Below are 18,131 nucleotides of genomic sequence, written 5' to 3'. Positions count from 1 at the left end.
CTGCCCTGGGTTGTTTCGTTTTGTTCCCCGTAATGAACCAGGGCAAAGCGTTCTTCAGCGGCTGCGGTCCACCTGTCGGATACTCGCAAACCGCGATTTTCTGCGCGTCTCACCCAGCATAGACTTGGGCCTTCAACAAGCATCAGGGAGGGCCTCGCGCTCATGCCGGTCGAGATCAACGGTCTGCTCAACCACAACATTTCGAGCGAGACGCATCCCGTTCCCTTCGAAATATTCGATCCCGAAGGCATCGCCGAGATGGCCAAGCTTCACGACGCCTGGGGCTACGACAAGGTACTGGTCGCCAATGCCGCGATCATGCCCGACAACTTCACAATCGCCGGATATGTCGCTGCCCATACCAAGCGGCTTGGCGTCATGCTGGCGCACCGCCCCGGCTTCATTCCGCCGACGATGGCGGCACGCATGCTCGCCACGCTTGATCGGCTAATGCCGGGCCGGGTCGGTGTTCATATCATCACCGCAGCCAGCGACGAGGAAACCCAGGCCGACGGCGATTACCGGACCAAAGTCGAGCGCTATGACCGTGCGAAGGAATATATCGCGGTGCTGCGCCGGATGTGGACCAGCGACAAGCCCATCGACCATGAGGGCAAGTGGTTTCGGTTCAACGGTGGCTTCGCGGCGATCAAGCCCACGCAGGGCACAGTCCCGGTCTATTTCGGCGGCATGAGCCCGGCCGCGCTGGAAGTGGCGGGCGAATATTGCGACACGTTCGCCACCCTGTCCGATACGGTCGCGGGCATGACGGAAGTGGTCGGCAAAGTCCGCGAGGCCGCCGCGCCTTATGATCGCAGCCCGCGCTTCCTGATGTCGATCCGCATCGTCATCGCCGATACCGAGGAAGCGGCCTGGGCCCGCGCCGACGAGATCCGCGAGGCGGTGGCTGCCAACATGGGCAAGCTGGCGCCGAACACCGCCGCGGTGAAGGCTGATGGTTTCAAACGGACCGCCGAACTCGCGGCGAGGGGCGACCGGCTGGAAAAATGTTTCTGGAACGGCATCAACCAGCTTCGCGGCGGGCAGAGCAATTCCGGCACGCTGGTCGGGACACCCGAGCAACTTGCCGATGCGCTGATGGATTATTACGACGCCGGAGTTTCCGCCTTCATCCTGCGCGGCTTCGACCCAGTGGAGGACGTCATCGCCATCGGGCGTGATCTCATCCCGCTTGTGCGTGCAAAAGTGGCGGAGCGTGATGCCGAACTGGCAACTGCAATGGCCTGACCCGCGCCTGGTCGATCTGGTAAAAAGGCCGCGCCGGTCAGGGCGCGGCCTTTTTATTTGCCGGTGATACGCTGCAGGAACGGTGTCACGCGGGCAAGCGCCCGGTTGGGGCAGTCGAACGGCATCATGTGTCCGCATGCCTCGACCACCTCCAGCGTTTTGTCCGTGCTGCCAAGCAGGTAGAGTGCCTGCTTGCCGTCGCGCTCCAGCGTGGTCTCATGGTCGTCGGCGGACCACAGCAGCAAGGTGGGCGCGGTGATCGCTCGCAAGTCATCCGGCGCGCGCTTGAAAGAGGTGGAGGCCGCCACAGCCTTGCCGATGGCAGGATCGCGCAAGAGGCGGCTGTTGAGATCGGTCCACTGCTGCACCAGCGCAGGCGTGATGCCCGAGGGGTCGGTGACATTCGCCAGCAGGATCTGGCGCCAATATTCCGGGGCGTGCCAGCCGGGGTGGGTGCGATCTTCGGCCAGTGCAGCCTTGAGCGCCGGCGCCATCCCGTCCAGGTCGAACTTCACCGGGCCAACTGCGATGTTGTTGAGCACCAGCCCCTGCACCCGCTGCGGCCGGGCGGCGGCATAGGCAGCGGCAGGCAGGCCGCCGCTGGAAGTTGCGACCATGACGAAGCGCTCGATCTTCAGCCGGTCCATCAGCCCATCGATCACGCGGATGCGGTGTTCGATTGAATAGTCGCCGGCTGGGCTGGGGCCCGAAAGTCCGGCGGGCGACTGATCGTACCGGATCACCCGGTAACGGCGCGAGAGTTTTGCTGCCCATTCGTCCCACTGGCGCAGACTGGCGAAGGAGCCGTGGACCAGCAGGATCGCCGGGCCCTTGCCTTGCACGGCATAGTGCACGGTTTCTCCATCGATTTCGCCGAACTGCGAGTTGGCCAGCGCATAGCGGCTGCGCAGGGCCGCGTCGTCAAGCTGGGCAGGCGCCGACTGGGCGATTGCGGATGAGGCGGTGAGCGCGGCCAGCAAAAGCCCCGTCGCGACCGATACTGCCTTCATGCCGGTTCCTGCCGCCTGGCCTGCAACAGCATGACCACGTAGCGCCCATTATAGTTGCACGAGGTTCCTTCGGCGCTTTGCAGGTCCGGTGCAAAGGTCAGCTGCGAAAGGCCGAAGAACGTGTGGCTTTCGGTCGCGAAGTGCGCCGGGTCGGCCTCGTAGCCATAGCGCAAGTGCCATTCGCCCGATGGCAGGGCGGTGAGCTTTTCGGCGAAGCTGATCGAACGCGAAGTCTTGAAACCCGTCGTTTCGATCGCGACGGCGAAGCTGCTTGCGCTGGCTGAGAGAGTCATCTCGGCATCCCACTCGTAGAGCGTGTCGCCCTCGGGGCCGAGGGTGGCGCCGTGCAGGGCCCAGGTGCCTGCAATGTCCGGGGCCGCCGTCACCGCGGAGCCCCGGCGGGCACGGTGCGATCCAGCCAGGTGCGCAAGTCCCTCGCGGTTTCCTTCGGCAATTCCAGCATCGGATAGTGGCTGAGGTCAGGGTAATGGATCACGTCGACCTTGGTGCCGGAGAACTGCTTCACCGCATCGGCGGCAAGGTATTTGGGCAGGACCGGGTCGACATCGCCCCATTGCAGCAGGATGGGCGCCTTGACCTGCGCCGCATCGTCGCCCGCGCCCTTGGCCCAGACCACCTTCTTGTTGGTTTCGTAGTATTCTTTCACGCGGGCGAAGCCTCCGGGGAGGTTGTTGGTCTGGTAGTACCAGTCCACCGTCGCGTCGGTTAGGCGTTCGGGCCGGCCGTAAAGTTCGGACAGGGCGCGGCGGTAGTAGAAACGCGGGTAGTAGTTGGGCACGAAATTCTCATGGGTCCAGACCATGGCCCACATCACGCGGCTGAAATCGCTCGGCGGCGGCGCCTTGAGCGGCAGCGCCGAAAGCGCCAGGGCGGTGACCTTTTCCGGATACTTGGCGGCGTAGAGCGTCGAGACGGTCGCCCCGCTGGAAGTGCCGACAAGTGCGAAGCGGGTTAGGCCCTTCTTCTCGACCAGCTTTTCGAGCAGGGCGACCACACCGGGCATGCCGCTGGAAGGGGCGCTGTCGGTCGAAAGGCCGTAGGGCGGCCAGTCGAAGCGGATCACGCGGTACTTGTCCTTGAGGGCATCAGTCCAGCCGTCCCATTCGCGCAGGTTGGTCATCGAGCTGTGCAGCATGATGACGACCGGACCGCCGCGCGGGCCTTCGTCGCGGATGTGGAGGTTAGCGGTGCCGACCTGCTCGAAGGTGGAGGGCGCGGTGGCCTGTGCGGCTTTCACGCTTTCATACGAGGGATTCCACCAGCCCAGGCGCATCGTCAGTAGCACCAATGCCAGCAAGATGACCACGGCAAGGAGCAACCCTCCCGCAGCCTTGAGAATTCGACCGACCGTCATCGCTGTTCCCCCCTTGTGTATTAACGGGGCCGGGCGATAACGCCCGCCCCGAAACCTATTTTCGCTTAGTTGGCTCCGCTGGACAGCAGGTCGGCGCATTCGCTGTCGCCGCGCGCCGCCGCCCGGCGCATGGTGCGTCCCGCAAGTGCATAAAGCGCCGCGCCGATCAGCAGGAACGGCGTGCAGACCACCGCGATCGACCAGCCCACCAGAGCCGGATCATGCAGCACTCGCTCGGTCACGCTCGCAACCATCAGCGGGCCGAGAGTGGCGCCAATGATGGTGTTGAGCACCAGTGTCAGCGAAATGGCGGAGCCGCGCATGCGGGGTGGAACCACCGACTGCAACGTCGCGAACATCACCGTGCCGATCACCGAGAACACGGCATTCGATGATGCCACCAGTACGGTGGCGAGATGAAGTTCGCCTGCCAGCACTGCGAGCACGGACGGGAGCGCAAAGACCGGCGCGATCGACAGGATTGCAAAACGCGCCATCGTCCGGCCGGATCGCATCGAACGGTCAAGGATGGTCCCGCCGATCAGCGGGCCGATCGCCGAAAACAGGATCGACAGCGGACCCAGCCATTTGCCCAGGAACGCGGCGTCGGCGCCGTAGCCGCGCAGCAGCATCGTGGGCGCCCAGGCGGAAGCGCCGTAGGCGACCGTGAAGCAGGTCGCGAAACCGAAATAGAGCGGCAGCAGCACGCCGCGATTGCGCCAGAAGTATGCGGCTTCGGCCGCACCGGGCATGCGTGCGGCAGCGCCCGTAGCGGCCTGGACCTGCCGCGCAGGTTCACGTGTGAAAGCGAGCAGGGCCAGCGCCACGACCAAGCCGCCGGCACCGAACACCACGAAGACGATCCGCCACGGCACCAGATGGCCGATTACCGGCACGCCCACGAATGCACCTGCGCCCGCTGCCGTCACCAACAGGCCGGTGAGTGAAATGGCGATACCGTTCGCAAGGCCCTGGCCCATCATGTAGAAGGAGATCGGCCGCCCGCGCCGCGCAGGCGAGAACAGGTCTGCGATCAGCGAGATCGCGGCAGGGCCCAGCGCCGCTTCGCCAAGGCCGACCATCAGGCGGGCGGTGAAAAGCCAGCCGAAAGTCTGCGCCAGGCCGCTGCCGATCGTCGCCACGCTCCACAGCGCGATGCCGGCGACGATCAGGTTACGGCGCGATACGCGGTCCGCCAGCAACCCCATCGGCAAGCCCATGAAGGCGTAGAACAGCCCGAAGGCAAGGCCCTGCAACAGCCCGATCTGCTCATCCCCGATGCCAATATCGGCGCGCACCGGATCGACGAGGATGTTGAGCGCCGCACGGTCGATGACCGACAGGACACCCGCGAGGAACAGCATGAAGACCATGACCCAGGCGGACTTGCCGCCCGGCCACGATCCCCCGGCCGCTCCGACAGGCCTTGCCGCCGGAGCCTCGGTCAGATCGATTGCGCTGGGGCTCATGCCTTGCGCCATGGTCAGAGCAGGCCGCAGGCGCGGGCGCGGGTCTTCACATAGTCGCCCAGCCAGTCGAGGTTGCGAAAGCGTAGCGTGCCGCGGCCTACGGCGGTCGAGCTATGGGCCATTCCCGCGATGAGACGCAGCGCCTTGGCCATCAGGAACAGTTCGGTATTCTCGGTCTCTTCCTTGGTGAAGGGCCGCACCGACTGATAGCCGTCCTCGAACGCTTCGCCGATCTTGGGGTCGAAGCCGTAGAACAGGTTGCCCCAGACGAAGTTCTGCACGTCCTGCATGAGGAAGTCCTCACCCGCCGCGTCGAAGTCGAGCAGGGTGATGCCGCCGTCTTCGGCGACGTGGACGTTGCTGGGGTGGAAGTCGCGGTGGCAGACGCCAAGCGGGACCTTGCCCGATGCGGCCAGTTCGTCGAGCCGCTTGTCGAGGTTGGCGGCGATCACCGGATAGTCGCGCAGGTCGTCAGGCCGGTCGTAAACGAAATCGATCAGCGCCGGCATGCAGATGTTGTAGTCCTTCGCCGTTTCAGTCGAGAACTGGTGATCCTTGCCGGCCCAGCTGTCGCCCAACAGGTGCATGCGCGCCATGGCCGCGCCGATGCGGAAGGCAGTTTCTTCCGAAAGGCGGTCGCCGAACTTCACGCCGGGGGCCCAGTCGTAAAGCGCGATCGCGCGCTCTCCTTCGGGCGAGGCGACCTTGAAGTAGAGCTTGCCATCATGCTGGGGCACGCCGACCGAGGCGGGGAAGCCCTGCTGGCGCAGATAGTCGAGGAAATCGAGTTCGTAGGCGACATCGTCGACATCGCGGTAGGTCTTGCGCCAGACGCGCAGGGCATACTTCGTTTCTTCGTCCTGGACGAGGTAAACGTCGTTCATGCCCCGGTAGAGCAGGAAACAGGTCAGCTCGCCCCTGATCGGATATCGGCGCGCCACTTCGGCGGCGATGAACTCGGGGTGGAGGACCGAGTGCGAAACCTCGGCCACGGGGATTTCAGACGCGGTCAAGGAAGTCACGCAGTTCATGGGCAATACGCTCCGGAGCAATGTCAAAGATGTCGCGGTCGAGATCAGGAAGTTCGACCACACGGCAGAAAGGCATGCGCGCGGCAGCCTCCAGGGAAACGGAGAGAAGGTCTTCGGCCGGCTGGATGAGCAGCGCGGGCTGGGTGACCTGTTCGAGGCGGGAGAAATCCCAGGACCACACGCCCCGATAGGCCCAGGTGAAGCGGTCCAGCACGCGGGCCTTGTCGGCGAAGTTAAGCGCGGCCTTGTCCAGGGGCACGGCCGGGTTTCGGCTGGTGACCACGTAAGTCCACAGCTTAGTCAGGAGGTCCCCGATCACGGTGCCGTCTTCGTCCGGCGCCGGGAAATCGTCGGCGGCGGCAAGGCGCTGCGCGAGCGCGGCTTCGTCGAACATTGGAATGCCGGTGAGGCCGAGCGCGCGTACCCGGTCAGGCCGGGCGATCGCCAGTTCGCACGATAGCAAGGTGCCGGTGTGGAAGCCGTATAGGTCGACCGGCCCGGTCAGTATGCCTTCTTCTGCCAGCGCGTCCAGCGCATCGGAAAACGCGGCCGCATAGCCCGGCATGCCGGGAGGGGCGGGCGGGGCATCCGACATGCCGTAGCCGGGCGTGTCGAGGGCCACGACCAGACGGTCGGTCGCCAAGGCGCGGATAAGCGGCTCGTACTCGTAGGACGAGGAGGGGTTCTGGTGCAGCAGCACGATCGGAACACGCGTGCCCTTTGCCGGGCCCGCGATGCGGTAATGCATCTGGCCGTGGCGGCAGCGGGTATAGGCGCGGTGGATCGCGGGGGCCTCGTTCATGCCTGTAGAATGCGCTTCACGCTGTCCGCTGCGCTGATGGAGCATGGACTCTCCGCTGTTCGGGTATCCGCTCATGCAAGCGCGTTCCCGGTGACTTCGGCGGTTTCCAGCCGGGCCGCGGCGAGCTTGTCCTCATCGAGATCGTAGGCCCAAAGGAACAGCCCGTTGATTGCGAACATGCATGCCGGGATCACCGAGAAACCCAGCTTCAGCGCCAACAGAGCGCTGGCGGGCTGGGCAACGATGGCGCCGCCCGTGGTCGGTACGTAGCCAAGGCCATGAAGAAATATGCCGAGCACCGCGACGCCCAGTGCAAAGCTGACTTTCTCGATCACCGCGATGGCGCTCGACAGCAGACCTTCGCGGGCCTCGCCGGTGAGGAGGCGGTCGTAGGCCTGGGTGTCGCCCAGCATCGAGATCGACATGAGGATGATCGCACCTGAACCAAGGCCGCCGAAGATACCGCGCAGGACGATGCCCAGGGTGGTGATCGAATGGTCGGCGAAAAGCCAGCTCAGCGTGGTCAGACAGAACAGCACTACCCCGGCAAGGTAGGTGCGGCGCTTGCCGAAGCGCTTGCCGGTCCAGACCCATAGCGGCATGGCCAGCGCGGTAACGACGTTCTGGGTTACCGCGAAGGCGATCTGCCCGCTGTAGCCCACGCCTACCACGTTCAGCATGTAAAGCAGCATCGTCGAGGCGACCGAGGCAAAGGAAAGGAACTGGAACACTTTGGCGCCCAGCAGCATCATGAACGGCCGGTTGCGGGCAATGGCGCGGATCTGCGCGAAGCCGGGGAGATGCTGGCCCGCCTTCGGCGCAGCTCCGTGCTTTACCGGCACCGCCAGCGCCGTGGCGGTCATCGAACCCGCGATGATAAGCGCCATGACGAGGCCCATCGTCGCAAAGCCGGAACGCCCGGCGCCGCCGCTCTGGATCAGCCACGCGGTGCCCGCCATTGCGAGCAGCTGGCCGATGGAGACGAATACGGTGCGGAACGAGATCAGGCGGGTGCGTTCGTGAAAGCCGTCGGTCAGTTCGGCAGGCAGGGCCATGTACGGCACGTTGAACAGCGAATAGGCCGTGGAATATATCACCAGACCGGCGATCATCCAGACCAGCAGCGTACCCTCGGACATGACCGGCGGTGCGAACAGCATCACGAACGAGATGGCCGAAAGCAGCGCGCCTCCCAGCAGAAACGGCTTGCGGCGGCCCCAGCGCGTGCGGGCGCGGTCGGACAGACTGCCGATGGCGACGTCGATCACCGCATCGGCCAGCTTCGAGATCATCAGCAGGTAGCCGGCAATTTCGGGCGACTGGCCCAGCACGGTGGACATCATCGCCGGGAAGTAGGTGGTCACGGTGTTGAGCATGATCGACACGCCCACCGTGCCGATCCCGAAGCCAAGGCAGGTGCCTATGCTGAGCCGGGCATCGGCGGCGTCGTCCTTTGAACGGGGCATCGTCATGGTAGCTGCCTCTTGAGGAATGTCGTCATGGCGGCAGCCTTGGCTGCCGGCGAACCGCCGGTTGTTGCCTCGTGCCCGTCAGCCAGCAGGCCAAGCGCGGTCTTCACCGAGGCGTTGAGCAGGGCGAGTTCGGTTTCGGGCTTGAGCAGCAGCGTGGGCGCGGTGATCCGGGCCATGCGCTCGAAGGCGCGGTAGCGGAATGCGGCGATGTAGGGCTTGGGGTAGGTATCCAGCGCCTTGAGCACGTCGAGCGTCATGCGGTGCAGCACCTGCGGCGGCGGCATCGGCACGGCAAGACGGTGCGCGGCATCCTTCATGAAGTGCGGAAAGAACAGCGCCTGATCGCGGCAGAAATTAAACGCCCAGATGAAGTGGCGGCCATATTCGTCGGGCTCGACCATTGGGGCGTAATTGGCGATCACCGCATCGCGCAAGTTGTCTTCGTACTCGGTGATGCCGTCGAGCACCACGCGCCGCACGCGCGCCGGGGAGGCGGCCGCGAGCTCGCAGGCGATACGAGCGCCGGTGTGGCTGCCATAGACGTCCACCTGCTCCAAGCCGAGCGCGGCGCAGAGCCGGTCCATCGAATCAGCGAAGTAGGCAATGTCCGGTTCGGCGGGGACGGGCGCAGGAGAATCGCCGTTGCCAAGCGTATCGGGCGCGATGATTTCGCCAAGGCAGCCCGCCTTGCGCAGTTCCAGCACCAGGTCCTGCATGAACCACGACGATGCCGGCGATGGGTGGAGTATCAGCATCGGAACATGGCCTGCGTCCGCGGCAGGCAGGCGGCGCAGGTGCAGTTGACCTTCGTCCAGCCGGACGAAGGCGCGTTCGATCTCGTTGATGGTCGGAGTCTCGGGCTGGCTCATGACACGAAGGCTATCGCAGGCCGGTCATCGGCCGCCCCTCCATGCAAACTTGATCGGCAGGCGAATAGTTTTATCCCCCCGTCCCGGAATGCCGCTCGGCCGGGTTCATAGTTGCCTTCATGGACACATCCTTCCTTCCTGACGACAGCGCGCTTCTGGCAGCGCTGGAACGCGAGGGGCCGATGAACCTGGCCCGTGCAGTCGCCGTCATGGAACGGCACGACCTTGCAGGGTTGGTGCTTGGCGACCCTGTCAACGTGTTCCACGCGCTGGGCCACTGGCCGCAGATCGGCCGGACCCGCATGGGCCAGCCGCCGGGCACGTTTGCGCTGATCGGCCGCGCGCGTCCCCAGCAGCTGGGTCTGGTCACCAGCCGGTTCCTGCACCATTACAGCTGGGCCGACGGGCGCGATCGCAGCGACGTTGCCGTGTGGCTATATACGTTTCTCGGTGACGAGGGTGACGAGGCGCCCGGCGAAGTGCCCGCCGCGCCGGTGCTGCCGCAGCGCGATGCCGCGCCGCTCACCGTTGCCGAGCACCACCGCGCTGCGATCTCTGCGCGCGAGGCCGGAGCCAAGACGGCGCGCGGCGATGCGGGAGCGGCAATCGTCGCGGCCATGCGCGGGCTGGGTCTGTGGCAGGGCCGGATCGGTTTCGACCACCCTGTGATCGCCCAGGTCGCCCAGCACCACGACCATCCGGGCGCTATGGTGCAGGCCGATAATATCCTGCGCGAGATACGCCTCGTTAAATCACCGCTGGAACATGCGCTGATGGCGCACGCGGCAAAGGCCAATGTCGATGCGCTCAACGCCGTCGGCAGCGCCATCCGCGCAGGTGCGACCCACGGTGAATTGCAGGCGCTGTTCCGCATGGAGGCCGCCGCGCGCGGCAACACGGCGGTGTTCCTCAACGTAGACCGCGTTTCCTCCGAGCTTTCGCGCCTGAAAGTGGCGGACGGGCAGACGCTCATGCTTGACGGGGTCAGTCAGCATCTGGGCTACCACGGCGACTTTGCGCGCACCGTCTTCGTGGGTGAGCCCACCCGGACCGCGGCCCGCGCAGCGCAGGCCGCGGCGTTCGGCTGGCAGGCCGTTCGTGAAAAGCTGCGGCCGGGCTTGCGCTATTCCGAAATCGCCGCGCTGGGCGAAGATGCCATCCGCAAGGCCGGCTACGATGCCGCGATTGGCTTCGGCCCGCACAGCGTCGGCCTGGCTCATACTGACGAGCCGGGCGAAGTTCACGGCGGCTTCTGGCGCAAGCCCGACATCGTGCTCGAACCCGGCATGATCCTCTCGGTCGATTGTCCGACGCTCGATACCGGCATCGGCGGCTCGGCCCACTGCGAAGACCTCGTGCTCATTACCGAGACGGGCTGCGAGCCCATCCATCCCCTTCACGAACCGGTGATCATCGTATGACCAGACCTTTCATCCTTTCCGCCTCGATTGCCGAGGCCACCTTCGCGGTTCCCGAAACCGCCGCGCCGATCCTGCAGGCTGCCGAGGCGGCCGGGCTCGACCTGCTCGTCATGGGCCGCTCCGGCGAACGTCCCTTTGACGCGCAGGTGCTGCTGGCCTGGGCCGCGCCGATGACTACGCGCCTCGGCCTTGTCGCCACGGTTCCAGCCTCGAATGCGCACCCGTTTCATGTCGCCCGCGCCCTGTCGGCGATCGACTTCCTGACCGCAGGCCGGACTGGATGGTCGGTGATCCCCGAAGGCGCCGAGGACGGCATGGCCGAGGACATGGTCGGCGCCGCGCGCGCACTATGGGACGGCTGGGGTAGCGACACCCTGATCCTCGACAAGGCAAGCGGACGCTATCTCGACGCGGCGAAGGTCCATGCGTCGAATTACGAAGGGCCGTTCTTTAAGGTGGCGGGGCCGGTCAATGCCATGCGCCCGCCGCTGGGCCATCCGCTGCTGGTGGTGGACGGGGATGACCCAATCGCCATATCCGATGCCGACCTGGCCCTGATCGACGAGGACGGCGCGGCGCCCACCGCGACCAAGCGTCTGCTCAAGGTTTCGCCGGATGCCGATGTGGCCTCGCTCATAACTCGCTTTGAGGCGGGAGAGATCGACGGCGTGCATCTCACCCTGACCAATGCCGCTGCCCAATTGCCCGAGATCGGCGCGCGCTTCACGTCGCTGGTCGAGGGCCGGGCCCACGAGGCGGGCGACCTGCGCCGCCGCCTTGGCCTGCCGATCCCGCAGACTGCATCCAACCAGCCCGGCGGCGCCGTGATCCCGGAGAACGCATGATGGAAAAGCAAATTCACCTCTGGGCCTTCCTGCAGGGTATTGGCTTCTTCCCGAGTGGATGGATGCATGAGCGCGCGCGACCGGAAGGCGTCTTCTCGATGGACTACTACGCCCGCGTCGCAAGGCTGGCCGAGCAGGGCTGCTTCGATGCCATCGTCTTCGGTGATCAACTTCAGTCGCGCGGCGCCGGGGGCCGCACGCCCGAGCGCATGGCAATGCCGACGCTGGACCCCGTCAGCCTGCTTGCCGCGATGGCCGCGGTGACCGACCACGTCGGCTTGGTTGCCACGGTTTCGACCAGCTACAACACTGCGGAGATGCTGGCTGAGCGGTTCGGCGCGATGGAGCGTATTTCAGGTGGCCGCGCAGGGTGGAACATTGTCACCACCGCGCACCCGGCCACCGCGCCCAACTTCGGCGAGGATGATCTGCCGCCCAAGGACGAGCGTTATCGCCGCGCCAAGGAAGTGGTCGCGAAAGCCTGTGAACTCTGGGCTGCGATGGACCGGGAAGGCCCCATGCTGCCGCAGGGCCGTCCGGTGCTGGTGCAGGCCGGCCAGTCCCCCGATGGCCGCGATTTTGCCGCGCGCACGGCGGAAGCCATCTTCTGCCCTGCCGCCAATATCGAGGCCGGGATCGACTTTCGCAACGACCTGCGAAGCCGCGTCGCCGATGTCGGCCGTAACCCCGACGGCGTGCGGATCATGCCGGGCCTGTCCTGCGTACTGGGCGGCAGCGAGGAAGAAGCGCGCGCCGCCCACACCGCGATCCTCGACCTGGCTGACGACGCGCTGGCTATCGAGTATCTTTCGGAATCGCTGGGCTGCGATCTGACCGCTTTCGATCCGCTGGGCATGATCCCGGTCGAAACCATTCTCGACCAGACCATTTTGCCCCGGGCCGACATCGCCCGCGCCGTTACCCCGGCGCAGGAGAAGGGCACCCCGCTTGGCGCGTTCGCGGCGAATTTCATGCGCCATCCGCGCGGTCACAACGTCTTCCTTGGCACGCCTGAGCAGATGGCCGACATGATGATCGAATGGCGCGACGCCGGGGCATGCGACGGCTTCACACTGCAGCCCAGCTACATGCCCGGCGGCCTTGAAGACTTCGTCGAGCAGGTCGTGCCGATCCTGCAGAAGCGCGGACGACTGCGCACCGAATACCCTGGCACGACGCTGCGTGAAACCCTGGGCCTTTCCGCGCGCGAAGCGGTGACGGCATGAAGAAACGCCATATCCTCCTCGCCGCGTTGGGGGCAGTGGTGCTGGTCGGCGGGGGCAGCGTGCTGGCGCTGCGCGCCGGAGCCGGTGCGAGCGACCGTGCGGAACTGGAAAAGCGCTGGGCCGACGCCCCTTCGCGCTTCGTTATGGTGGACGGGGTGCGTATGCATGTTCGCGAGGAAGGTCCCGCGAACGCACCTGTAGTCGTCATGCTGCACGGTTCGATCGTCAACCTGCACGAATGGGACAATGTCGCCGATCTGCTCAAGGACCACTACCGCGTGGTCCGTTTTGACTGGTCGCCCTATGGCCTGACCGGGCCCGATCCTTCGGGCGTTTATTCCACTCCGCGTTCGGCCCAGCTCATGGCCGGGCTGCTGAAACAGCTTGACTACGACAAGTTCGCGGTGGTGGCGACCTCCAACGGCTCGAACGTGGCGCTTGAATACAACCGTGCCTATCCGGGGCATGCGACGGCGATGGCCTTCTCCATGTTGCCGCTGGAGCGGCCCAGCCAGACTCGCAAGGTCGATCGGCGTCTGGCCTGGATGCTGTCGTTTCACAAGGCGGTGCTGCCGAACTGGCGCTCGCACTGGTTCTGGAAGCTGATGCTGGAGGATACCACGCCCCCCGGCTTCAAGCCGACCGATCGTATGGTCGACCAGATATACGACATGAACAACCTGCCCGGCGCGCTGGATCGACAGGCGGCCTATATCAAGGCCAACGTCAGGGCATTCCAGACATCGGACGTGGGCAGCGTGGCGACGACGGTTAACGTGCCGGTTTTACTGCAATGGTGCAGTTATGACGACGTGATCTCACAGGGCGCGACGGCCTCCGTCGCGCGCTTCACCCATGCGCCTGTGAGGTTGATCGAATACCCCGATCTCGGCCATTTCCCGATGTGGGAAAAGCCCGAAAAGTTCACGCGCGATCTCAAGGCCTGGTTGGGCACCGTCAGCTCGGCGGGGCAGCGGCCTGCCGAGATGCCGCAAGGCTGAACGCTCTTTGCAACATCGCCGTACCGATGGGGCTTACCGCGCGTCGGATAGAGTCCCGGTTGGCACCGCAAGACGCGACGTCCTTGCCTAGGGATGTCGGTCCTTGTGAATGGAGTTCTATCACACATGTCAGGTAAAGATCGTTGCCAGGTGGCGATTGCCGGTGCCGGCCCTGTCGGCACCGTCATGGCGACGTTACTTGCGCAGGCGGGGGTCTCGGTGATCCTCCTGGAAGCCGGCCAGGACTGTGCGCAGGATCTGCGCGCCTCAACGTTCCATCCGCCGACGCTGGAAATGCTGGATCAGATCGGCATCACGTCTATGCTGCTGGAAAAGGGCCTCAAGGCGCCTGTCTACCAGTGGCGCGACCGTGGTTCGGGCGAGACGATCGAGTTCGATCTTGGCGAACTGAGCGATGTCACCCGTTACCCTTTCCGCATCCAGTGTGAGCAGTATCACCTGTCGCGGGCGCTGGCTTCAGGGCTGGACAACTGTTCCAATGCGGACGTCCGTTTCGGCACCCGCCTGCTGTCGTTCGAGCAGGACGACAGCGGCGTCGACATGGCCGTCGAGACGATGGTGGGTATCGAGCGGATCCGCGCGGACTACCTGATCGGCGCCGATGGGGCGAACTCGATCGTGCGCAAGTGGCTGGGCATCGAGTTCGACGGCTTCACTTATCCCGAACGATTCCTGACGCTTTCCACTGAAACCGACCTTGCCCAGCATCTGCCCAACCTTTCGCTGGTGAACTACGTTTCCGACCCGCAGGAATGGCTGGTGCTTCTGAAGGTGCCGTCGGTGTGGCGCGTACTGGTGCCGGTGAACGGTTCGGTGGACGAGGCGGACCTGACTTCCGATGCCAACAAGAACGCGATCTTCGACCGCCTGACCGGGGATGGAGCCTCTGTGGTGACGCATCATCGCACGCTGTACCGCGTTCACCAACGCGTGGCGAAATCGTTCCGCGAAGGCCGCGTGATGCTGGTCGGCGATGCGGCGCACCTTAACAATCCGCTCGGCGGCTTCGGCATGAATTCAGGCGTCCACGATGCCTTCAATCTTTTCGAAAAGATGCTGCCTGTGCTCAAGGGGCAGGCGCCGATGGATCTGAATCTCTCGCTCTACGAACGCCAGCGCCGTGAGGTGACGCATTCGTTCACCCAGGCGCAGACCAAGCAGAACATGGCTTTCATAAGCGGCGGCGTCGGTTCCGCGCACGATGCCCGCCGCCGCGAATTCCTTGCGATCAAGGAAAATGACGAACACCGCCGGGCCTATTTGATGCGCCAGGCGATGTTCCAGAGCCTCGAGGATGCAGCGCTGATTCGCTGACGCATTCGGGACCGGGCGCCTGGCGGTCCGGTCCCGCCAAAAGGAGATCCTCAATGCCCGCATGGTTCATCATCACCACCAAGGTTCATGACCGCGCGGCCTTCATGGAGGGCTATTCGCCTGCTGTTGCGCAGCTCGCCCAGCAGCATGGCGCGCGCTACCTGCTGCGCGGCAGGCAGGGCCGTGTACTCGAAGGTGACGGCTATGAAGGCGGCGGCGCCGTCGTCATGGAATGGCCCGACGCCGAGACGGCGATGGCGTTCTGGAACTCGCCCGAATATGCCGAGGTCAAGAAGCTGCGCGACGGCATCGCCGATGTCAGCGTGACCCTCGTGGAGGGGTAGCAGCTTGGCGTGTCCGCTGTGCGGAGAGTGACCAGAAACGGCAAGGTCGGCGGGGCGTTGCAGGCACCTTTCCATTGAAGGCATCGACTGGGATGCCGGGCAGGAGCGCAAAGGCTTGACCAGCAACATTTCCGATGCAGGAGCAGTCCCGCTCGGCCTCGAGACACCGCAGGAGCTTGCCGCGCCGGCCGGTTCCAAGACCTGGCGCATCCGTTTCGGTTCGCTGCTGATCCCGCTGGCCCATGCGGCGGGCCAGAATGTCGTTACGGTGCTGGGCCTGCGGTTCATGACCGACAGCCTCGCCATTTCGGCAGGCGCGGCCGGGCTGATCTTCGCGCTCGTCAAGATTTACGATGGTTTCCTGGACCCTGCGATCGGCGCCTGGAGCGACCGCGCGATGACGCGCTGGGGTCGGCGTCTGCCCTTCCTTTTCGCGGGCGGCCTGGCCATGCCGCTGGGGCTTGCCCTGTTGTTCGGTGCGCCTGATTTCGGTTCGATCCTGCTCGCGCAGGTTTTTGTAACGCTGGCGCTGGCGATCCATGCCAGCGGCTATACTCTGCTGACGATCCCCGGCTTTGCGATGGTGGTGGAAAGCTCGTCCGACCCGCATGAGCGTACCCGGCTTATGGCCTGGCGCACTTACGGTAATGCCATCGGCACCCTGATCGGCTCGACGTTGCCGGCATGGCTGCTTGGAATGACGGGGCCGACGCGCGGCGGGCACCTGCTGCTGGCCGTGGTCGTCGGCGTCGTGGTGTTCATGGCGACCCTGCTGGCGGTGCGTATGCTGCGCGATGCGCCGCGCACGCAGCCGCGCGTATCGGTTGCTGCGGTTCGCCGCAACCCGCTGAGCGCGCTGGGGCATCAGGTAAAGTTGGCTTGGGACAACCGGCCTTTCCGCATTCTGGCCATCGCGCATGTCTTCCTGTTGTTCGGCACGGCGATCGGTTCCGCAGCGCTCGCCTATTTCACCCGCATCGTACTGGGGCTCGGTGACGAGGTGCTGGGCACGTATTTCATGATGGCGACCGTAATGATGGTCCTGGGCATGACCGTGTGGGTATGGCTCTCGGGCCGGGTCGGCAAGAAGGCGTGCTACATGGGCGCGCTCGCGTTGTTCGGGCTGGTGCAGCTAAGCTGGCTTCTGGCATCGCCGGGCGAAAGCATGGTGCTCGTCGGTGTGCGGGGCCTTGCCAGCGGTTTTGCGGGCGGCGGCATGATCCTTTGCGCCTACGCCCTGCTTTCGGACGCAGTACGCTACGATTACGTCCAGAGCGGCGAACGGCGAGAAGGCGCCTTTGCGGGCTTCACCACATTGTTCGACAAGCTATCGTCAGCCGCCGCACTCGCCGCGATGGGCGTGTTCCTCGGCGCGATGGGCTATGTGCCCTCCGCCAGCGGCCAGGCCGCGCAGCAGGGCGAGCGGGCCGTCATGGCAATCATGCTGTGCGAATCCGCCGTTCCCGCGCTGGCCATGCTCGGTGCCATCGTCGCCTTGTGTTTCTACAAGCTCGATCCGGCGCAGCTTGAGGCGCTGGAGATCGGTCAGGACGCCAAGGCCTAAGCCCTGAGGCCCGATCATCCAGGCCAGTTTCCCAAGGACTGTTTTCATGCCCCGCCATCCCATCGAACTCGTAGGTCTGATCTCGCCTTATCGCAGTTCCGAAGCGAGCCCTGAGCCCACGCCTTACGATCCTGCCTTCATTGCCGAATGCGCGCGCGCTTATGAAGCTGCCGGTTACGACCGGGTACTGATCGGGCAGAACGCCAGGTCGGCCGACAGCCTCGTCACCGCGACTTGGGTGGCAGCGGCCACAACCCGGTTGAAGCTCATGGTAGCCCACCGGCCCGGCTTCATTGCGCCGACCATGGCCGCCCGTGCGTTTGCCACGCTCGACCAGTTTTCGGGCGGGCGTGCGGGCGTACACATCATAACCGCCTTCTCCGACATCGAGACGCGCTGCGACGGCGATTACCGCTCCAAGGAGGAACGCTACCATCGTAGCCGCGAATATGTGCAGGTTTTGCGCCGCATGTGGGCCGGAGAGCAGCCTCTCGACCATGAGGGCGAATGGTATAGGTTCGAGCAGGGCGGCAGCGAAGTCCGCCCGGTGAACGGCGGCGTGCCTGTGTTCTGGGCGGGTACGTCGGACCTGGGCATACGCTACGGCGCCGAATTGGCCGACGTCTACGCGCTGGGCCCCGGCAGCACGGCGCAGGTGGCCGAATTGGTGGGCACGGTGAAAGCGGCTGCCGCAGCCCATGGTCGCAATCCGCGCTTTTCGATGTCGATGCGCCTTGTCGTCGCCGACAGCGACGATGCCGCATGGGACCGCGCGCGCGATCTTCTGCGCGGCGTGGAAGCGCGGCAATCGGGGCATGGCGCTCTCGGCCGCGATCTGGGCCGGGCGGCGCAGGATGCCGCAAAGCGCGCCGTCGAAGCTGACGATGCGGCAGTGGACCCGTGCCTTTGGACTGGGCTTACGCGTGCGACGCAGGGGCGGCTTCAGGTAATGTGTCTGGTGGGATCGCCGGATACTCTGGTCAAGGCGCTGCTGCGCTACCGCGAGGCCGGGATCGACAACTTCCTCATAACCGGGTTCGACTGGCTGGCGGACACACACCGCATCGGCACAGAGATCGGTCCCGACCTGCGGCGTTTGGCCGACGCCATCTGAAAACG

At 65.1% G+C, this 18,131-nt stretch carries 17 protein-coding genes; 9 read left to right on the top strand and 8 right to left on the bottom strand.

Going from position 1 to position 18,131, the window contains the following annotated elements:
- Nucleotides 1-162: 162 nt before the first annotated feature.
- Nucleotides 163-1,248, top strand: coding sequence for an LLM class flavin-dependent oxidoreductase (locus V474_RS10260; protein WP_059151389.1), 1,086 nt, complete (start codon nucleotides 163-165; stop codon nucleotides 1,246-1,248).
- A 53-nt stretch (nucleotides 1,249-1,301) separates the two neighbouring features.
- Here the strand turns inward: V474_RS10260 and V474_RS10255 are convergent, their stop codons facing one another.
- The 8 genes from V474_RS10255 to V474_RS10220 form a co-directional block, all read right to left on the bottom strand.
- The gene (locus tag V474_RS10255; RefSeq protein ID WP_059151388.1) at nucleotides 1,302-2,258 is read right to left on the bottom strand and encodes an alpha/beta fold hydrolase; all 957 of its coding nucleotides are present in this window, start codon (nucleotides 2,256-2,258) and stop codon (nucleotides 1,302-1,304) included.
- Entirely contained in the window at nucleotides 2,255-2,644 is a 390-nt protein-coding gene (locus V474_RS10250; RefSeq protein ID WP_059151387.1) for a Cap15 family cyclic dinucleotide receptor domain-containing protein, read from the bottom strand. The genes V474_RS10255 and V474_RS10250 overlap by 4 nt, the downstream gene beginning before the upstream one ends.
- Complete coding sequence (locus V474_RS10245; RefSeq protein WP_059151386.1) at nucleotides 2,641-3,633, bottom strand: alpha/beta fold hydrolase; 993 nt, start codon at nucleotides 3,631-3,633, stop codon at nucleotides 2,641-2,643. The genes V474_RS10250 and V474_RS10245 overlap by 4 nt, the downstream gene beginning before the upstream one ends.
- Before the next feature lie 65 nt (nucleotides 3,634-3,698).
- The gene (locus tag V474_RS10240) at nucleotides 3,699-5,102 is read right to left on the bottom strand and encodes an MFS transporter (RefSeq protein ID WP_236711103.1); all 1,404 of its coding nucleotides are present in this window, start codon (nucleotides 5,100-5,102) and stop codon (nucleotides 3,699-3,701) included.
- Between the two features lie 14 nt (nucleotides 5,103-5,116).
- Entirely contained in the window at nucleotides 5,117-6,133 is a 1,017-nt protein-coding gene (locus V474_RS10235) for a phosphotransferase enzyme family protein (RefSeq protein WP_059151384.1), read from the bottom strand.
- The gene (locus V474_RS10230; protein ID WP_059151502.1) at nucleotides 6,102-6,980 is read right to left on the bottom strand and encodes an alpha/beta fold hydrolase; all 879 of its coding nucleotides are present in this window, start codon (nucleotides 6,978-6,980) and stop codon (nucleotides 6,102-6,104) included. Before V474_RS10230 ends, V474_RS10235 begins: the two co-directional genes overlap by 32 nt.
- Before the next feature lie 26 nt (nucleotides 6,981-7,006).
- Nucleotides 7,007-8,401 carry an MFS transporter gene (locus tag V474_RS10225; RefSeq protein WP_236711101.1) on the bottom strand — a complete coding sequence of 465 codons (1,395 nt, stop codon included), beginning with the start codon at nucleotides 8,399-8,401 and terminating at the stop codon, nucleotides 7,007-7,009.
- 2 nt (nucleotides 8,402-8,403) lie between these two features.
- Nucleotides 8,404-9,276 (bottom strand): alpha/beta fold hydrolase, encoded by an 873-nt coding sequence (locus V474_RS10220; RefSeq protein ID WP_059151382.1) that lies wholly within the window; start codon nucleotides 9,274-9,276, stop codon nucleotides 8,404-8,406.
- Between the two features lie 119 nt (nucleotides 9,277-9,395).
- Here V474_RS10220 and V474_RS10215 point away from each other — a divergent pair, with 119 nt between their 5' ends.
- The 8 genes from V474_RS10215 (at nucleotide 9,396) to V474_RS10180 (ending at nucleotide 18,126) form a co-directional block, all read left to right on the top strand.
- On the top strand, nucleotides 9,396-10,697 hold the full coding sequence (locus tag V474_RS10215) for a M24 family metallopeptidase (RefSeq protein WP_059151381.1): 1,302 nt from the start codon (nucleotides 9,396-9,398) through the stop codon (nucleotides 10,695-10,697).
- The gene (locus V474_RS10210) at nucleotides 10,694-11,542 is read left to right on the top strand and encodes an LLM class flavin-dependent oxidoreductase (RefSeq protein WP_059151380.1); all 849 of its coding nucleotides are present in this window, start codon (nucleotides 10,694-10,696) and stop codon (nucleotides 11,540-11,542) included. Before V474_RS10215 ends, V474_RS10210 begins: the two co-directional genes overlap by 4 nt.
- Nucleotides 11,539-12,768: an LLM class flavin-dependent oxidoreductase gene (locus V474_RS10205; protein WP_059151379.1), complete on the top strand. Its 1,230-nt coding sequence runs from the start codon at nucleotides 11,539-11,541 to the stop codon at nucleotides 12,766-12,768. The genes V474_RS10210 and V474_RS10205 overlap by 4 nt, the downstream gene beginning before the upstream one ends.
- Entirely contained in the window at nucleotides 12,765-13,769 is a 1,005-nt protein-coding gene (locus V474_RS10200) for an alpha/beta fold hydrolase (protein ID WP_059151378.1), read from the top strand. Before V474_RS10205 ends, V474_RS10200 begins: the two co-directional genes overlap by 4 nt.
- Before the next feature lie 126 nt (nucleotides 13,770-13,895).
- Entirely contained in the window at nucleotides 13,896-15,104 is a 1,209-nt protein-coding gene (locus V474_RS10195; RefSeq protein WP_059151377.1) for an FAD-dependent oxidoreductase, read from the top strand.
- A 53-nt stretch (nucleotides 15,105-15,157) separates the two neighbouring features.
- On the top strand, nucleotides 15,158-15,448 hold the full coding sequence (locus tag V474_RS10190) for a DUF1330 domain-containing protein (RefSeq protein ID WP_059151376.1): 291 nt from the start codon (nucleotides 15,158-15,160) through the stop codon (nucleotides 15,446-15,448).
- 115 nt (nucleotides 15,449-15,563) lie between these two features.
- Complete coding sequence (locus V474_RS10185; protein WP_059151375.1) at nucleotides 15,564-17,012, top strand: MFS transporter; 1,449 nt, start codon at nucleotides 15,564-15,566, stop codon at nucleotides 17,010-17,012.
- A gap of 46 nt (nucleotides 17,013-17,058) precedes the next feature.
- Nucleotides 17,059-18,126, top strand: a complete 1,068-nt coding sequence (locus V474_RS10180) for an LLM class flavin-dependent oxidoreductase (RefSeq protein ID WP_059151374.1) — start codon at nucleotides 17,059-17,061, stop codon at nucleotides 18,124-18,126.
- Nucleotides 18,127-18,131: the final 5 nt, after the last annotated feature.

Origin of the sequence: Novosphingobium barchaimii LL02 (genome assembly GCF_001046635.1) — a bacterium.
Classification (GTDB): domain Bacteria; phylum Pseudomonadota; class Alphaproteobacteria; order Sphingomonadales; family Sphingomonadaceae; genus Novosphingobium; species Novosphingobium barchaimii.
Note: the sequence above shows the minus strand (reverse complement) of the source record. Positions and strands in the feature narration are given on the sequence as shown.